Source organism: Neptunicella plasticusilytica (assembly GCF_047922965.1).
Lineage (GTDB): Bacteria > Pseudomonadota > Gammaproteobacteria > Enterobacterales > Alteromonadaceae > Neptunicella > Neptunicella plasticusilytica.
Genome location: NZ_CP150481.1, coordinates 3084612 through 3099576, shown reverse-complemented (window position 1 = coordinate 3099576; position 14965 = coordinate 3084612). Strand labels below are relative to the sequence as shown.

The window sequence follows — 14965 nt, the reverse complement described above, 5'->3', positions numbered from 1 at the left end:
GCCAACTTATTCCTGTTCATCACCGGTATTTTCCAACAGATTGTATTTTTTCAAATAGCCTCTGAGCTGATGATAGGTCAAACAGAGTTTTTCGGCAGTTTTCTTTTGGTTAAATTGACTATCGGCGAGCGCCTGTTTAATCAGATCCATCTCAAAATCCTGCGATACCTGCTTAAGATCGAGTGGGAACACCATTTCACTTGGCTTGTTTTCTGGCCGCTTGTCGATCTGCAGTTCAGCCGGCTCTGGTTTTGCTACCACTGGTTGTGAAGGGGTAATTCTATCTTGTGTTTTTATTCGACCAGCAGGTCTGAAGCTGGACTCGAATGGGTCGAGAATAATTTCGTGTACCGGCAAATGAGGATTGTTACAGCGGTAAACCGCGCGTTCTACCACGTTCTTTAATTCGCGGATATTGCCCGGCCAATGGTATTCCATCAAACTGCGCCGGGCTTTCTCGGTAAATCCGCTGAATAATTCCATTTCCAGTTCGCGTGCCATATTGATGGCAAAATGTTCAGCGAGCAGAAGAATATCTTCGGGGCGATGACGCAATGGTGGCAAGGTGATCACATCAAAAGCCAGCCTATCGAGTAGATCGGCGCGAAACTCACCCTGCTCGGCTAGTGAAGGCAAGTCTTCGTTGGTGGCCGCAATTAGGCGCACGTCGGTTTTGACCGTTCTGGCGCCGCCCACGCGCTCGAATTCTCCGTATTCAACCACCCTTAGCAGCTTTTCTTGCACCAATCCTGAGGTGTTGGCCAGTTCATCAAGAAATAATGTGCCCTGGTGAGCAATTTCGAACCGTCCTTCACGTCTTTTGGCTGCACCGGTAAACGCTCCCGCCTCGTAGCCGAATAACTCACTTTCCAGCAGGTTTTCATTCAGTGCGGCACAATTGAGAGTGAGATAAGTCTGGTCCCAACGTTTGGAAAGATAATGCAGACGAGCCGCAATCAATTCTTTACCGGTACCCCGTTCACCAATAATCAACACAGGCTTGTTCAGTTGTGCGACCTGAGATACCTGTTCCAACACTTCCAGAAAACTGTTGGACTGCCCGAGTAGATTGTCCTGTTTACGAAAACGGCTCATTAAATTGCCTTAAATCCTTAAAAAGTGGTCTAAACGGCTAAATGTTGGTTTAACTAAATAATATTGTATGTGATATCAAAAAGGTAGTAAATTAATTTTCAATAAAAATCAATAAGTTACTAAATTTGAATTATTGGCCTGTTAATTGAATAACTCAATGTAGCGTCATTTAACGTAATTGAATCAAACACAGTAACAACATGAGGTAAAGACAATGGGTATTTTTTCGCGTTTCACCGATATTGTGAACTCAAATATTAATTCATTGCTGGATAAAGCGGAAGATCCGGAAAAAATGGTACGGTTAATCATCCAGGAGATGGAGGACACCCTGGTTGAAGTTCGCTCTGTGTCTGCCAAGACCATTGCCAACAAGAAAGATATTGCCCGCCAGGTCGCCAAACTGGAAGAAAGTGAGTCAGACTGGCAGTCTAAAGCCGAATTAGCGATCAATAAGGATCGCGAAGATTTAGCCAGAGCTGCGCTGGTCGAAAAGAAAAAGGCGGCTGATAGTGCTTCTGCCTTGCGTGACGAGTTGACTTTAGTTGAAGAACAAATTTCCAAATTGCAAAATGAAGTGCTGCAATTGCAGGAGAAGTTAGCAGATGCTAAAAATCGTCAAAAAGCGATTATTATGCGTCAGAAGACAGCCAGTTCGAGACTGGAAGTTAAACGCAAGCTGGATAGTCATAAAGTCGATGATGCAATGTTCCGTTTTGAACGCTACGAGAGCCGTATTGATGATCTCGAGTCTCAGGTTGATGCCTATGATCTGGGTAAGAAAACTCTGCAGGACGAGTTCAAAGAACTTGAATCCGGTAACAAAGTTGATGAAGAATTGGAAGCATTGAAGAAAAAGGTTGCTACCAAAGCTAAACCTGCAGCTAAATCAACTAAAAAGTAACTAACGGCAATTTAACAAGGAGCCGACCGTGATAGATTTTGACCTACTGATGGCCCCCATTATTATCTTTATGATTTTTGTGGCGCCAATCTGGTTAATTCTGCATTACCGGAGTAAACGTCAGGTAAATCAGGGATTAACCGCAGACGAGTATGAAACTATAAAGGATTTGGCCGCCAGGGCAGAGCAGATGTCTGATCGGATCAACACGCTGGAAGCCATCCTGGATGCCGAATCTCCAGAGTGGAGGAGTAAAATATGACCCACAAACGTGAGCTATATCGAGATCCGGCTAAAGGCAAAATTGCAGGCGTATGTGCCGGTTTTGCCGCCTATTTTGGCATGGAAGTCTGGTTAGTGCGTATCCTGGTCATTACCGCAGCGTTATTGGGCAGTGGGCCATTCTTTTTTGTGGCTTACGTTGCTGCATGGTTTATTTTGGACAAAAAGCCCAGCGTTGTTGAACAAGTTGGACGCCATACATTTAAAGGCCAGGGCAAAGGCTGGTACAACGTACCGGAAGAAGCCCGAACAGTGGAAGTTAAAACCAAGGTGTGGCAATCGGGTGAATCAGCCAAACAGGCGTGCCAGGATATTAAACAGCATTACACCCAAATTGAACAGAAGTTAAGAAATATGGAAACCTACGTCACAACGACTGAGTTCCAGCTTAACCGAGAAATTAACAAACTTTAAATTCGGTAAACTATTCCATTAGCGTGGAGGGAAGAATGGCTTGATGCAGACAATGCTCAGGCCATTTTTTACATTTAATGGAATTAATTCTTTACAAAGCGTGTTTTTTGTTTGTTTTATTTACTATTTAACCTGAATTACAAAGTTATTTGTAAATTTAATGTTACGTTTGGGTGGGCGGTGATTATTACCCAAGCGCTTCTTCTTTAATGTCAAAACAGTAGACTCAGCAGATACATTAACCTTTTAGCATTTCTTGCAGATCATTTGGGTCGGACAAGAGGAGGCGAAGCAACGTATGAGTAAAGAATCCGGGTATGTATCCCGATTACCTGACAGTAATGGTATTGTTCACTGGACAACAGAAGAAAATGCAATCTGGCAGGAACTGTTAGAACGACAGCTTTCATTAATGGAAGGACGGGCCTGTGACGAGTTTTTGCGCGGGCTGGAATTGTTAAATTTGCCACAAGATCGTGTCCCTCAATTGCATGAAGTTAACGCCATACTGGCAGCCACAACGGGTTGGAAAATCAGTCAGGTGCCTGCCCTGATTGATTTTGATGAATTTTTCCGTATGTTGGCCAATAAAGAGTTCCCGGTTGCGACCTTTATCCGTAGTCGTGAAGAGTTCGATTATTTGCGTGAACCCGATGTTTTTCATGAAATATTCGGGCACTGTCCTTTATTGACTAACCCTGATTTTGCCCATTTTACTCACACTTACGGTAAGCTGGGATATCAGGCCAGTAAACAGGATCGCAGTTATCTGGCGCGGTTATATTGGTTTACTGTCGAATTCGGGTTGCTTGATACGCCAGCGGGGCAGCGTATTTATGGCGGCGGGATCCTCTCTTCTCCGGGAGAGACAGTGCACGCACTGCAAAGTGAGCAGCCAGAACGTCTGCCAATGAACGTACTGGATGCACTACGAACCCCTTATCGGATAGATATTATGCAGCCGGTCTATTACAGTATTAATGGACTGCAGCAACTACATGATATTGCCGAGCTGGATATTATGGATTTGGTCGAGCAAGCCAAAGCCTTAGGTTTACACCCTGCCAAGTTTCCACCTAAACAGAAAATGGCAAGTTAACAGGAGATGAAGTGAATATGTCAGAATTAAGTAATCAAAAGTGTGAAGCCTGTCGTGCCGATGCCCCTAAAGTAACAGATCAGGAACTGGCAGAACTGATGAAAATGATCCCCGACTGGGTGCCTGTGCCAAGAGATGGCATTATGCAGTTAGAAAGAGAATTCAAATTTAAAAATTTCAAACTAGCTATGGCTTTTGCCAATCAGGTGGGAGAATTGGCCGAAGCGGAGTTTCACCATCCCTCGATCCTGTTGGAATGGGGAAAAGTCACTGTTACCTGGTGGACGCATAAAATTAACGGACTGCATAAAAATGATTTTATCTGTGCCGCTAAAACTGATGAATTACTGGATTAATTAACCCAATCTAGATGGTCTATTTCAGCGCTGCACCAGTCCAATTTCTGGCGGTGCTGAAATACTCGCTGTAATTGTTGATATTTCACCCTCTATTGTAATAAAATCTTTACACTTATTTTCTATTGGGTTGATAACATGCGTTTGGAAATTACCTGTCAGGATCGTCTGGGCATTGCTCAGGATGTGTTGGATATTTTAGTGCGTCACGAAATAGATCTTAAAGGCATTGAAATAGACAAGGCAGGGAAAATTTACCTTTATTTCCCCAATATCGAGTTTGCTGAATTTCAGCATCTGATGCCGGAAATTCGTCGAATCGATGGTATTTCCGATGTTAAAACCACTCCTTATATGCCCAATGAAAGGGAAAAGCACCAGCTCGCTACATTGCTGCAAACTTTGCCTGATCCAGTTTTTTCTATTGATCCTAAAGGTCGGGTGGTGCTGGTTAACGAAGCTGTTATCGGTGGCCTTGAGGTGAATGCCGAGCAGATAAAAGGTCAGGAAATTAATGATCTGGTTAAAGGTTTTAATTTCATTCGCTGGATGGAAACCGATGATATTCAGGCACAAACCCACAAGGTGCAGTTTATCGAGCAGGATTATATTGCCGACATTATGCCGGTGATGGTAGCTGATGTTGAAGGTGGTAGCATATTGGCCGGTGCTGTATTGGTGCTTAAATCCGAATATCGGCTGGGGCAACAGATTACCGTATTTAACCAAACCGATGCTGAAAGTTTTAATCGTATACAAGCCAACAGCCCGGCAATGAAAAAAATTATCCGTGAAGCGCGCAAAATGGCTGAACTGGATGCGCCGATCCTGATTATGGGAGAGACAGGTACCGGTAAGGAATTGCTGGCTCGTTCATGTCATTTAGCGAGTCGCCGAGCCGAACAGGCCTTTTTGGCGCTCAGTTGCGCCTCATTACCGGATAATGTGGCAGAGACTGAACTGTTCGGCTACGGACCAGGTGCGTTTGGCCAAAGTGAAAGCAAATCCGGTCTATTCGAGCAGGCGCAGGGCGGTACCTTATTTCTGGATGAAGTCGGCGATATGTCCCCCCAGTTGCAGGCTAAGTTACTGCGTGTTTTACAAGATGGTTCATTCCGGCGGGTTGGTGATGCCAAAGAAGTATCGGTTGATGTGCGTATAATTTGTACTACGCATAAGGATCTGGACAAGATGGTGCAGGACGGTTTGTTTAGGGAAGATCTGTACTATCGTCTTAACGTAATGAGCCTGACTATTCCGTCGCTGCGTGAGCGTAAACAGGATATCGTGCCGTTGGCGGAGCGCTTTGTTAAGCAACATAGCAGTAAAGTGGGCTGTAGGGCTCCCAAACTGAATCGCAGTTGTGTTGAATACCTGCAAACCTATCCATGGCCGGGAAATGTTCGTCAATTGGAAAACGCCATGTATCGCGCAGTCTCTCTGATGGAAGGCAATGAGCTGACCAAAGACAATATCCAGTTACCCGGTACCGTGTCTGATTTGAACTATTTCTCGGAAGAGTTTGAAGGAAGTCTGGATGACGCGGTGAAAAACTTTGAAAAGGACCTGTTAAGACGCCTTTATCCGGCTCATCCCAGTACCCGTCAATTGGCCCGTAAACTGGGATTAAGTCACACCGCGATTGCCAACAAATTACGCGATTACGGCATCAATAAAAAGTCTGTCAAATTATAGTTACAATAATGTAATTAAAACCTTCCAGTTAGAATGCTGTGCAGAGCAATTTGTGCGGCATTTTTTAATTTTATGGCATTTGTAAATTTTTTAATACGAAAGTCATCTCAATGTTCAAAAAGTCATCGCTCAGTCAGATCTTCTCTTTGCTCACTATTTGCGGTCTATTGCATATCATCAAGTTGATATTAATTTAAAAGAGAATCCCTATGACTGATAACGCATTCAATCCAATTGGCTGTGACGGCTTTGAATTTGTAGAATATACCGCCGCAGATGAGCAGGGCATCAACGCGCTGAAAAATTTGTTTCTGTCACTGGGCTTTGCCGAAGTGGCACAGCATCGCTCCAAGCGTGTGTGGTTGTTTAAACAGGGAGACATTAATTTTATTGTTAATGCCGAACCGTCTTCCCAGGCTGAAGCTTTCGCGCGTAAGCATGGCCCTAGCGTTTGTGGCATGGCCTGGCGGGTTAAAGATGCTAACAAGGCACTGCAACACGCGATAAAAAATGGAGCCAAGCAGTTTGTCGGCAACCTCGGTGCGATGGAACTGAATATTCCGGCAGTATATGGCATTGGTGAAAGTACTTTGTATTTTGTCGATCGCTATGGGGATGAATCCATTTATGAGGTCGATTTCAAATTTTATTCCGACTGGCAACAGAAGTTGCAACAAGCTGATGCTGGCCTGGCAGAGCTGGATCATCTTACTCATAATGTGAAGCGCGGTAATATGTCGGTGTGGGCCGATTTTTATGAAAAAATTGCTAACTTCCGCGAAATCCGTTATTTCGATATTGAAGGCAAATTGACCGGTTTGGTGAGTAAAGCTATGACCGGCCCCTGTGGCAAGATCCGCATTCCAATTAACGAGTCGTCTGATGACAAATCGCAAATTGAAGAATTTATCCGCGAATACAATGGAGAAGGGATTCAGCACATCGCTCTGGCAACCGATGATATCTACGCTACAGTTAGAAATTTAAAGTCGCGCGGACTTAAGTTTATGCAAACGCCTGATACCTATTATGAAAAGGTAAATGATCGTGTCGAGGGGCATGGAGAAGATTTGGCGCTATTGCATGAGTTAAATATTCTAATTGATGGTGCGCCTATGAAAGACGGTATTTTATTGCAGATTTTTACTGATACCGTTATTGGTCCGGTGTTTTTCGAGATTATCCAGCGTAAAGGTAACGAAGGTTTTGGCGAAGGCAACTTCAAGGCCCTGTTCGAGTCCATTGAAGAAGATCAGATTCGTCGTGGTGTGATTGAAAATGCGTAAATGGATCCATTTTCCCCGTCAGCAAGGGAAAATTTCCCGTCAGGCTCATGCCGATTTCCCCGAACAGGGCATTTATGAGCGTGAAGTGGGACGCAGTGGCTTTTTTGGTCCTGCAACCCATTTTCATCATCAACATGCACCTACCGGCTGGAGCGATTGGCAAGGGCCATTGCGCCCGCGACTATTCGATCTAAATAAACTTAACGACAGCAGTGGGGGTTCTCCTTGGGATGCCCCCGATATATTGCATAACGCTCATTGCCGTTACCGGTTATGGCATTGCACGGAGAATATGTCGGAGTTGGCGCGTAATGCAGACGGTGATGAATTGTTATTTATCCATCGCGGTCATGGCGAACTGTATTGCGATTATGGCCATTTATCGGTACGCGATGGCGACTATATTGTTTTGCCCCGTTCTACCCTATGGCGTCTGGAACCGGCAGAGCCGATGACCATTTTGATGATCGAAGCGACTAACGATAGTTATCAATTACCGGAAAAAGGTATTGTCGGTCCTCACGCGGTGTTTGACGCCGCCATGCTGGATACACCGGAGATTGACCAGTCTTTTCTTGATCAGCAGGATGAAAACCAATGGCAGGTTAGAGTAAAGCGACACAATCAGGTTTCAACTATTACTTTTCCCTACAATCCACTGGATGCCATAGGCTGGCACGGTGATTTGTCGGTAGTGCGAATAAACTGGCGAGATATCCGGCCATTGATGAGTCATCGTTATCACTTGCCTCCTTCGGCGCATACCACTTTTGTCGCTAGTCGCTTTGTGATCTGTACTTTTGTTCCTCGTCCGATAGAAAGTGATCCGGGGGCGCTTAAAGTGCCTTTTTATCACAGCAATGATGACTTTGATGAAGTGTTGTTTTACCACGCAGGGGACTTTTTTAGCCGCGACAATATCGATGCTGGAATGGTCAGTTTCCATCCCGCCGGTTTTACTCATGGGCCTCATCCGAAAGCCTTTGCCGCTGGTCTTCAACATAAAAAGACCTTCACTGATGAAGTGGCTGTTATGCTGGATACCCGTGATGCACTGGAAATTGGTGCGGCAGCCACCGAAGTTGAAGATCCTGAATATATCAACAGTTGGAAAACAAAATAAATTATGAAATTAGCAACATTAAGAAATGGTTCAAGAGATGGTCAGCTAGTCGTGGTCAATCGGGAGCTGACTCAAGCTGTGGCGGTGCCTGATATTGCGTTGACTATGCAGACTGCGCTGGATAATTGGCAAGTTATCGCTCCGCAACTGACGGAAGTCTATAACCAGTTAAATCGCGGCAACTACACTGACAGTTTTGCTTTTGACCAAAGCCAGTGTGAATCGCCCCTGCCAAGAGCCTTTCAGTGGGCTGATGGCAGTGCCTATGTTAATCATGTGGAGCTGGTGCGCAAGGCACGTGGCGCCGAGATCCCGGAAAGTTTCTGGACCGATCCATTAATGTATCAAGGCGGTTCCGATGATTTTATCGGACCGCACGAAGATATTATTTTACCCAGCGATGAATGGGGAATTGATTTCGAGGCGGAAGTTGCAGTAATCACCGATGATGTACCAATGGGAATTTCTGCCGAACACGCCGGTTCGCACATCAAGTTATTGATGTTGGTTAATGATGTTTCGTTGCGAGGTCTTATTCCAGGTGAACTGGCCAAAGGATTTGGCTTTTTCCAGTCCAAACCTGCGTCTGCTTTTTCACCTGTGGCGGTGACACCGGATGAACTCAGTGACCACTGGCAAGATAACAAAGTGCATTTACCTTTGTTATCTGAATATAACGAAAATCCTTTTGGCAAACCTCAGGCAGGCGAAGATATGACCTTTGATTTTGCCCAGCTTATTGCCCACGCGGCCAAAAGTCGTAATTTAGGCGCCGGCGCCATTATCGGCTCAGGCACCGTATCAAACAAGCAGGGTACCGAGTACGGTAGTGCCATCAGCGAGGGGGGAGTGGGTTATTCCTGTATTGCCGAGGTGCGGATGATAGAAACTATTCGTGACGGTCAAGCCTCTACCCCCTTTATGCGTTTTGGCGACAAGATAAAAATTCATATGCAGGATCTGCAAGGGCAGTGTATCTTTGGCACTATTGAGCAATCCGTCAAGCAGTTATAGGTAAACTTTATGTCGTTGAAACTTTACGGGTACTGGCGTTCGTCAGCCACCTACCGAGTGCGTATCGCATTAAATCTGAAACAACTGGATTATGAGATTATTCCGGTCCATCTGGTTCAGGATGGCGGACAGCAGCATAGCAAAAACTATCAGGGGCTCAATCCGGCCGAACTGGTGCCCACGTTATATGACGATGACGAGGATATTATTCTGAATCAGTCGTTGGCCATTATCGAATATCTGGATGAACGCTACGAACAGGGGACGAATCTATTACCGCCACACAGTCTGGAGCGGGCCAGAGTGCGTACACTGGCTTATGATATAGCTTGTGATATTCAGCCTTTGGCCAATCTTCGGGTGATGAACTATATCGGCGAACATTATCAGCTGGAACAGGAAGGTAAGTTTGAGTGGGCGCGCCACTGGATGCAAAAAGGCATGCAGGGCATTGAAAAACGTCTGCAAAAAACTGCCACTGATTACTGTTTTGGTTTTGATTTGAGTCTGGCGGATGTATGTCTGATCCCCCAGGTGTATAACGCCAATCGAGTGGGGTTGGATATGTCAGCCTTTCCGGTGATTGACCGGGTCTATCAGAATTGCATCTCCTTGCCTGCATTCGCCAAGGCCATACCGGAAAATCAACCGGATGCTGAATAATTATCTTTAATTCCGGTTGAAACGCGCATTTCGAGTAAGTAACCCCAGCTCGGGATAAGCCACGCCTCTCAATAACGCTCTTTTTGCACCTGGCAGCGTTGGGTTTTCTAGTCATAGCTCGCTATGACGTACGAAACCCCGCCTTGCCAGGCACAAAAATGTCGTCATTGAGTAAACTATTTATTCAACAATGGTTGAGTGAATAATATAACTATCTGAATTATTTACCCTTTGTAAATATAAACGACATTTCTTATCCCGAGTTGGGGTTAAGTAAATAAAGGTCTGTTCAGGCCTTTTTTGTTTTAAACGGACTGACCAACAGTGCGGTCACCAGCTCATATAAAATACTGGCAAGAATACCGCCCAGTAATCCACAAATGATTGCCAGCCGGTTTAACGGCACGGTTGCCTGATAACTTTCCAGTGTTTCATTCACGATCGCCTGATCGGCGTGCAAAGCTATATGCTGCAGCTGTCGCCAGAAATTGCCCTGCAGTTGCTGATGAAGTTTTTGTAGATACTGCCAGCGTTGATACTGGGCGCGGATGGGTTCGGCTTCGCGTTTGAAAAGTGGCTCGAGGCTCTGTAGATGTTTATCGATCAAAGCTTGCATTGAGCCGTCAAATAGCTGATCGGCTAACAACTGATAAGGTGCAATGGCCAGTTCTGCTTCACGAAAATGAGCGTCAACCCGTTGCACATATTGATTGACCCAGTTTGGCAACTGCACGCCAAGCATAATTCCCAGCGCAAAGCACAACATGGATAAATAATGATTAATCTTATTCATTAACAGAGCCGACCTTTAACTGCGATGATGCTAATACTCTGGCATATCCTGCGAGTTTATACAAAAGCACAAAAAAGGCACCCGAAGGTGCCTATACAGCAAAATGCGCAAGTTTATAATACTGCGACCAGGGCATCAGCTAATGTATCGACATTATGGCTGTTAATACCGGCGATATTGGCTCGGCTGGAACCCACCAGATAAACACTGTGCTGGTTTACCAGTTTATCGACTTGTTCAGGACTGATACACAAAAATGAGAACATGCCTTTTTGCTGGTTAACAAAGCTGAAATCTTTACTCGCTCCTTTTTCTGCCAGTTTGGAGACCAACATGGCACGCAAGCTTTGCATTCTTTCACGCATTTCGGTGACTTCGTCCATCCAAAGGTGTTTTAGCTGGTCATCGTTCAAAATAATATCCACCAGCGCACCGCCGTAGGAAGGAGGCATGGAGTAGATTCCGCGAGCCACATTCTGGATCTGCGACTGGGTGACGGTTTTGATTTGGGCGTTGGCATTAACTATTGCCGCCAAACCTACACGTTCACGGTATAAGCCAAAGTTTTTCGAGCAAGAGGCAGCAATAATCACTTCTGGCAAATTGGCTGCCAATAAGCGCACACCATAGGCGTCTTCTTCCAGACCATCACCGAAGCCCTGGTAAGCAAGATCGATAAAAGGAACAAAACCGGTTTTTTGGGCAATTTCTACTACGGCTTGCCATTGCTCATGGTTAAGATCCGCACCTGTCGGATTATGGCAGCAGCCGTGTAACAGGACCACGTCACCTTTTTTCACCTGAGACAAGCAATCAGCCATCTCGTCAAATTTGATACAAGCATTGGCTTTGTCGAAATAGGGATAGGTTTTAATTGTTAAACCGGCATTGCCGATTAACGGAATATGGTTGGCCCAAGTTGGGTCACTGACCCAAACGGTTAAATCTTTGTCACAACGGGTCAGCAACTCTGCCAATATCCGCAGAGAACCGCAGCCACCAGGAGCCTGAACACCCGACACTCTGTCTTCCAACAAAGCCGAATGACCATTTCCCAATATCAGACTCAGCATAGCGTCGATATAACCCTGAACTCCCTGTTGAGTAATGTAGGTTTTGGAATCTTCATTGGCCAACAATACTTGCTGGGCTTTTTGCACCGATTGCAAAATAGGTGTTCGACCTTGTTCGTCTTTGTATACTCCTACACCCAAATCGATTTTATTCGGATTGGTATCTTTTTTATAAGCGGCAGATAACCCCAAAATCGGATCAGCAGGGAGAGATGGTAATACTTCAAACATGGTCGCCTCAGTCAGTAAAATTAGCAATAAAAGTGTCAATGCAATGCTCAACAATGCAGCGGCATTATAATAATAAAATCAGCGCTTTTTCAGCATAATTTGAAATTAAATATGACTTCCTGGCGTATCTGGGCTTGAGGATCGAAAATCCGTTCTTGCCAGCGTAAATTCTGCTTGCTATTCACGGTTAAAATGGTGGAACTGCGGGTTCCATATTGTTGGCCTTGAATAAAAATCGACGACAGCTGTTTTTCCAGTTCTTTACTGACCCCGGTGTCCGGTAATAGCACGTTATCGGCTTGAGTTTGATCCTTGAGTAACGTAAAAAGTGCCTCGACATCCAGCGGTGAATGGCGTTGACAATATTCCTTCAAAACGGCGACTCCGGTGTTTAATTTAGGCCAAGGACTATTAAGGCTGGCGTTGGATAATCCATAAACGCCTTTAATTAACGGATGCCATTCGTTATTGAGGTTATTGTAATGGTTAAGTTTATCCCACGGGCCAAATAGTAAATTGTAGCCATTGTATTGATCTGCACTGCGTTGGATTTGGTGATGATAAACCTCACTGGAGTGATAGCCGGCAACATAATCAGTCACCAGCTGCCCTCGGCTGGTACGTGCAGGGTCGTTATGTAGTGGGTTGCGGATATTTGTTAGCGCGGCAAAACGACCATTTTGATTTACCGCCATCCAGCTACCTCCGGCTTGTAAATCCTTTCCGGCTAGCATTGTGGGATGATTAGGCCAAAAATGACTGGCAGCCGTTGGACGGTGATGAAATTCATCCCGATTGGCGGCGATAATCAGCGGGTAATCCTGATGTTGGTCGATAGCGACAAATAATATACACATAAAAACGCAACTAGACATTATCAATAGCTTACGACAGTATCAGCCATCCTGATTTTATTAAACCTGCAAATATAGCTAGCTAATCTATGCCTAACAAACCTGAATTATTGAATATTCCAGCCGACGTACCGCGGATGGGGAACACTGTCAGCCAGTGGATAGGAAGGAAAGTACTACAAATGATGGGATGGAGCTTTGAGGGCGAATATCCACAGCACAAGAAATTCGTCGCTGCCGTTGCGCCGCATACCTCAAACTGGGATTTTGTGGTTGGCATGGCGGCGGTGTTTGCCCTGCGTCTGAAGTGGTCGTTTTTGGGTAAACACAGTATTTTTGTCTGGCCTTTTGGCGGTTTGCTAAAGAAATTGGGCGGGATACCTATTGAACGTTCCCGCTCCCACGGCCTGGTCGCCCAATTGGGCGACCGATTCGCCCAGTCAGAATATATGGCGTTGGCAATGGCGCCAGAGGGGACGCGCAGTAAAGTTGATTACTGGAAAAGTGGTTTTTTGCAAATCGCCAATCGTGCTGATGTGCCTCTATTGCTGATTTATTTTGACTTTTCCCGCAAGGTAATCGGGTTTGGACCCTGTATGGCGGTGAGTGATGATCTTGACGCAGAGATGCAAAAAGTCAGAAATTTTTACGCAAAAATACCCGGGAAGTACCCGGACAACAGTTAAAATATTCATTTAAACCAGTGTCTTAACACTTTTTTTACGCAAACACGAAAAACTTTTGAACTAATTAAATCGCCTGTGGACTAAATTCATGCAGTTAGTAATTGCAGCTAAAGTGTGTTCCAAGTTGAGTGTATATTATCCCGCCTCCCCGGCGGGATTTTTTTATGTCACCTGAACTCAGGTTATTTACTGATGATATGGAATTACGGTGCCTAGGCGTAAATTAAGTAATTTATTCGTGATTTGACGTGAAGTGACGAATAATTAAACAAAAAAACAACCTGTTTTACCCTGAATTGTCCGTATATCTTTACAAAAATGCCTTACTTCTGTTTTTGCTAAATTAAACGTTATTCGTTAGTGGCTGATTAGCCAAGTGAATTTTTAGAACCACCCAAATTGTAGGCCATCATAGTGTTTATTGACGCTTCCCCTGACAAAAGCCACTAAATATCTTAGACTTCTTGCCCTCCCGAAATAAATTCAATTGAATCTGGCTCGGGAGGATCAACAAGGAGAAGGTTATGAGAACTTTTTTAAGGATAGGGTTTTATCTAATGGTGGTTGCCATCTGTTCGTTGTCAGTTTATCTCTGACATCCAACAACGGAATTCGGCAAGGAAAATATAATTTATACAACTTGAGCAGCAGTATAAATTGAACATAATAAACTGCAGCAATATTGAGCGCCGTTAGCCGGCGCTTTTTTATGGGATCAACTTTGCGGTTGTTTCGCCAGGGTCTTTTCCAAAGTGGCAATAAAGTCCTTATCTTGCGGTTTGGTTCTGGAACCATAGGATTCGACGACTTCACCGTTGGCATCGATCAGATATTTATAGAAATTCCATTTGGGTGTGGTGCCCGATTTTTCTGCTAGCATCCGGTATAGAGGATCAACATCATCGCCACGCACTGCAATAGGCTCAAACATAGGAAATTTGACGCCATAAGTCAGTTCACATAATTCAGCTGTTTTACCTTCGTCCTTGTCTTCCTGATTAAAATCATGGGAAGGAAACCCCAGCACACTAAAGCCTTTGTCTTTATATTTCGCATATAGCGCTTCAAGTCCTTCAAACTGTGGAGTAAAACCGCAGTAGCTGGCGGTGTTTACGATCAGCAGCGTCTTGCCGGCATAGGTTTCACACAGGTTGACAGTTTCTTGCGAATTGAGCTTACGCTTGACGAACTTGAGCACGTCAGGGCATTCAGCCAACGCTGTGGTACTGGTAGCCAGCAGGCTTATAACTAAAAAAAACTTTTTCATTCTGTTCTCCTAATTGTGCATTGTGCTATTGCCATATTGTTGGGATTGCTGTTGTGTTTGTTACAACGCTAAGTCTGTCTAATATTACTCTATTTAGTGTTAATACCAGCTTGCGCTAAATTACGTTGTA

General features: G+C 44.8%; 16 protein-coding genes. 11 read left to right on the top strand and 5 right to left on the bottom strand.

The window, feature by feature from the left end; all coding sequences use genetic code 11:
* Nucleotides 1-6 precede the first annotated feature (6 nt).
* Entirely contained in the window at nucleotides 7-1095 is a 1089-nt protein-coding gene (gene pspF, locus V1467_RS13900) for a phage shock protein operon transcriptional activator (protein ID WP_416305577.1), read from the bottom strand.
* A 214-nt stretch (nucleotides 1096-1309) separates the two neighbouring features.
* Between pspF and pspA the strand changes: the two genes are divergently transcribed.
* The 10 genes from pspA to maiA all read left to right on the top strand — a co-directional run bounded on the left by pspA (nucleotide 1310) and on the right by maiA (nucleotide 9931).
* Nucleotides 1310-1999: a phage shock protein PspA gene (gene pspA / locus V1467_RS13895; protein ID WP_416305576.1), complete on the top strand. Its 690-nt coding sequence runs from the start codon at nucleotides 1310-1312 to the stop codon at nucleotides 1997-1999.
* A gap of 31 nt (nucleotides 2000-2030) precedes the next feature.
* Complete coding sequence (pspB, locus tag V1467_RS13890) at nucleotides 2031-2261, top strand: envelope stress response membrane protein PspB (protein ID WP_416308707.1); 231 nt, start codon at nucleotides 2031-2033, stop codon at nucleotides 2259-2261.
* A complete protein-coding gene (gene pspC / locus V1467_RS13885) occupies nucleotides 2258-2695 on the top strand; it encodes an envelope stress response membrane protein PspC (protein ID WP_416305575.1) in 438 nt (145 codons plus the stop codon). The genes pspB and pspC overlap by 4 nt, the downstream gene beginning before the upstream one ends.
* Before the next feature lie 298 nt (nucleotides 2696-2993).
* On the top strand, nucleotides 2994-3794 hold the full coding sequence (phhA, locus tag V1467_RS13880; protein ID WP_416305574.1) for a phenylalanine 4-monooxygenase: 801 nt from the start codon (nucleotides 2994-2996) through the stop codon (nucleotides 3792-3794).
* A gap of 17 nt (nucleotides 3795-3811) precedes the next feature.
* The gene (locus V1467_RS13875) at nucleotides 3812-4150 is read left to right on the top strand and encodes a 4a-hydroxytetrahydrobiopterin dehydratase (RefSeq protein WP_416305573.1); all 339 of its coding nucleotides are present in this window, start codon (nucleotides 3812-3814) and stop codon (nucleotides 4148-4150) included.
* A gap of 138 nt (nucleotides 4151-4288) precedes the next feature.
* Entirely contained in the window at nucleotides 4289-5845 is a 1557-nt protein-coding gene (gene tyrR / locus V1467_RS13870) for a transcriptional regulator TyrR (protein WP_416305572.1), read from the top strand.
* A gap of 209 nt (nucleotides 5846-6054) precedes the next feature.
* The gene (hppD, locus tag V1467_RS13865; RefSeq protein ID WP_416305571.1) at nucleotides 6055-7131 is read left to right on the top strand and encodes a 4-hydroxyphenylpyruvate dioxygenase; all 1077 of its coding nucleotides are present in this window, start codon (nucleotides 6055-6057) and stop codon (nucleotides 7129-7131) included.
* Nucleotides 7124-8254, top strand: a complete 1131-nt coding sequence (locus V1467_RS13860) for a homogentisate 1,2-dioxygenase (protein WP_416305570.1) — start codon at nucleotides 7124-7126, stop codon at nucleotides 8252-8254. The genes hppD and V1467_RS13860 overlap by 8 nt, the downstream gene beginning before the upstream one ends.
* Before the next feature lie 3 nt (nucleotides 8255-8257).
* Nucleotides 8258-9268 (top strand): fumarylacetoacetate hydrolase family protein, encoded by a 1011-nt coding sequence (locus V1467_RS13855; RefSeq protein ID WP_416305569.1) that lies wholly within the window; start codon nucleotides 8258-8260, stop codon nucleotides 9266-9268.
* A 9-nt stretch (nucleotides 9269-9277) separates the two neighbouring features.
* Nucleotides 9278-9931, top strand: coding sequence for a maleylacetoacetate isomerase (maiA, locus tag V1467_RS13850; RefSeq protein WP_416305568.1), 654 nt, complete (start codon nucleotides 9278-9280; stop codon nucleotides 9929-9931).
* 289 nt (nucleotides 9932-10220) lie between these two features.
* Here maiA and V1467_RS13845 read toward each other — a convergent pair whose 3' ends face one another.
* The 3 genes from V1467_RS13845 to V1467_RS13835 form a co-directional block, all read right to left on the bottom strand.
* Complete coding sequence (locus tag V1467_RS13845) at nucleotides 10221-10724, bottom strand: DUF2937 family protein (protein WP_416305567.1); 504 nt, start codon at nucleotides 10722-10724, stop codon at nucleotides 10221-10223.
* Between the two features lie 113 nt (nucleotides 10725-10837).
* Nucleotides 10838-12028, bottom strand: coding sequence for an aromatic amino acid transaminase (locus V1467_RS13840; protein ID WP_416305566.1), 1191 nt, complete (start codon nucleotides 12026-12028; stop codon nucleotides 10838-10840).
* Between the two features lie 89 nt (nucleotides 12029-12117).
* Nucleotides 12118-12885: an NRDE family protein gene (locus tag V1467_RS13835; RefSeq protein ID WP_416305565.1), complete on the bottom strand. Its 768-nt coding sequence runs from the start codon at nucleotides 12883-12885 to the stop codon at nucleotides 12118-12120.
* Between the two features lie 86 nt (nucleotides 12886-12971).
* On the opposite strand from V1467_RS13835, the gene V1467_RS13830 reads away from it, so the two are divergent.
* Nucleotides 12972-13568 carry a lysophospholipid acyltransferase family protein gene (locus V1467_RS13830; protein ID WP_416305564.1) on the top strand — a complete coding sequence of 199 codons (597 nt, stop codon included), beginning with the start codon at nucleotides 12972-12974 and terminating at the stop codon, nucleotides 13566-13568.
* A gap of 715 nt (nucleotides 13569-14283) precedes the next feature.
* On the opposite strand, the gene V1467_RS13825 is transcribed toward V1467_RS13830, so the two are convergent.
* The gene (locus V1467_RS13825; protein ID WP_416305563.1) at nucleotides 14284-14835 is read right to left on the bottom strand and encodes a glutathione peroxidase; all 552 of its coding nucleotides are present in this window, start codon (nucleotides 14833-14835) and stop codon (nucleotides 14284-14286) included.
* Nucleotides 14836-14965 lie beyond the last annotated feature (130 nt).

Bases quoted from the DNA above. Each gene is read 5' to 3' on its own strand.
- V1467_RS13825 (WP_416305563.1), bottom strand. From the start codon at position 14,835: ATGAAAAAGTTTTTTTTAGTTATAAGCCTGCTGGCTACCAGTACCACA.
- pspC (WP_416305575.1), top strand. From the start codon at position 2,258: ATGACCCACAAACGTGAGCTATATCGAGATCCGGCTAAAGGCAAAATT.
- V1467_RS13835 (WP_416305565.1), bottom strand. From the start codon at position 12,885: ATGTGTATATTATTTGTCGCTATCGACCAACATCAGGATTACCCGCTG.
- tyrR (WP_416305572.1), top strand. From the start codon at position 4,289: ATGCGTTTGGAAATTACCTGTCAGGATCGTCTGGGCATTGCTCAGGAT.
- V1467_RS13855 (WP_416305569.1), top strand. From the start codon at position 8,258: ATGAAATTAGCAACATTAAGAAATGGTTCAAGAGATGGTCAGCTAGTC.
- V1467_RS13845 (WP_416305567.1), bottom strand. From the start codon at position 10,724: ATGAATAAGATTAATCATTATTTATCCATGTTGTGCTTTGCGCTGGGA.
- V1467_RS13830 (WP_416305564.1), top strand. From the start codon at position 12,972: ATGCCTAACAAACCTGAATTATTGAATATTCCAGCCGACGTACCGCGG.
- phhA (WP_416305574.1), top strand. From the start codon at position 2,994: ATGAGTAAAGAATCCGGGTATGTATCCCGATTACCTGACAGTAATGGT.
- pspF (WP_416305577.1), bottom strand. From the start codon at position 1,095: ATGAGCCGTTTTCGTAAACAGGACAATCTACTCGGGCAGTCCAACAGT.
- V1467_RS13860 (WP_416305570.1), top strand. From the start codon at position 7,124: ATGCGTAAATGGATCCATTTTCCCCGTCAGCAAGGGAAAATTTCCCGT.
- V1467_RS13875 (WP_416305573.1), top strand. From the start codon at position 3,812: ATGTCAGAATTAAGTAATCAAAAGTGTGAAGCCTGTCGTGCCGATGCC.
- pspA (WP_416305576.1), top strand. From the start codon at position 1,310: ATGGGTATTTTTTCGCGTTTCACCGATATTGTGAACTCAAATATTAAT.
- hppD (WP_416305571.1), top strand. From the start codon at position 6,055: ATGACTGATAACGCATTCAATCCAATTGGCTGTGACGGCTTTGAATTT.
- maiA (WP_416305568.1), top strand. From the start codon at position 9,278: ATGTCGTTGAAACTTTACGGGTACTGGCGTTCGTCAGCCACCTACCGA.
- V1467_RS13840 (WP_416305566.1), bottom strand. From the start codon at position 12,028: ATGTTTGAAGTATTACCATCTCTCCCTGCTGATCCGATTTTGGGGTTA.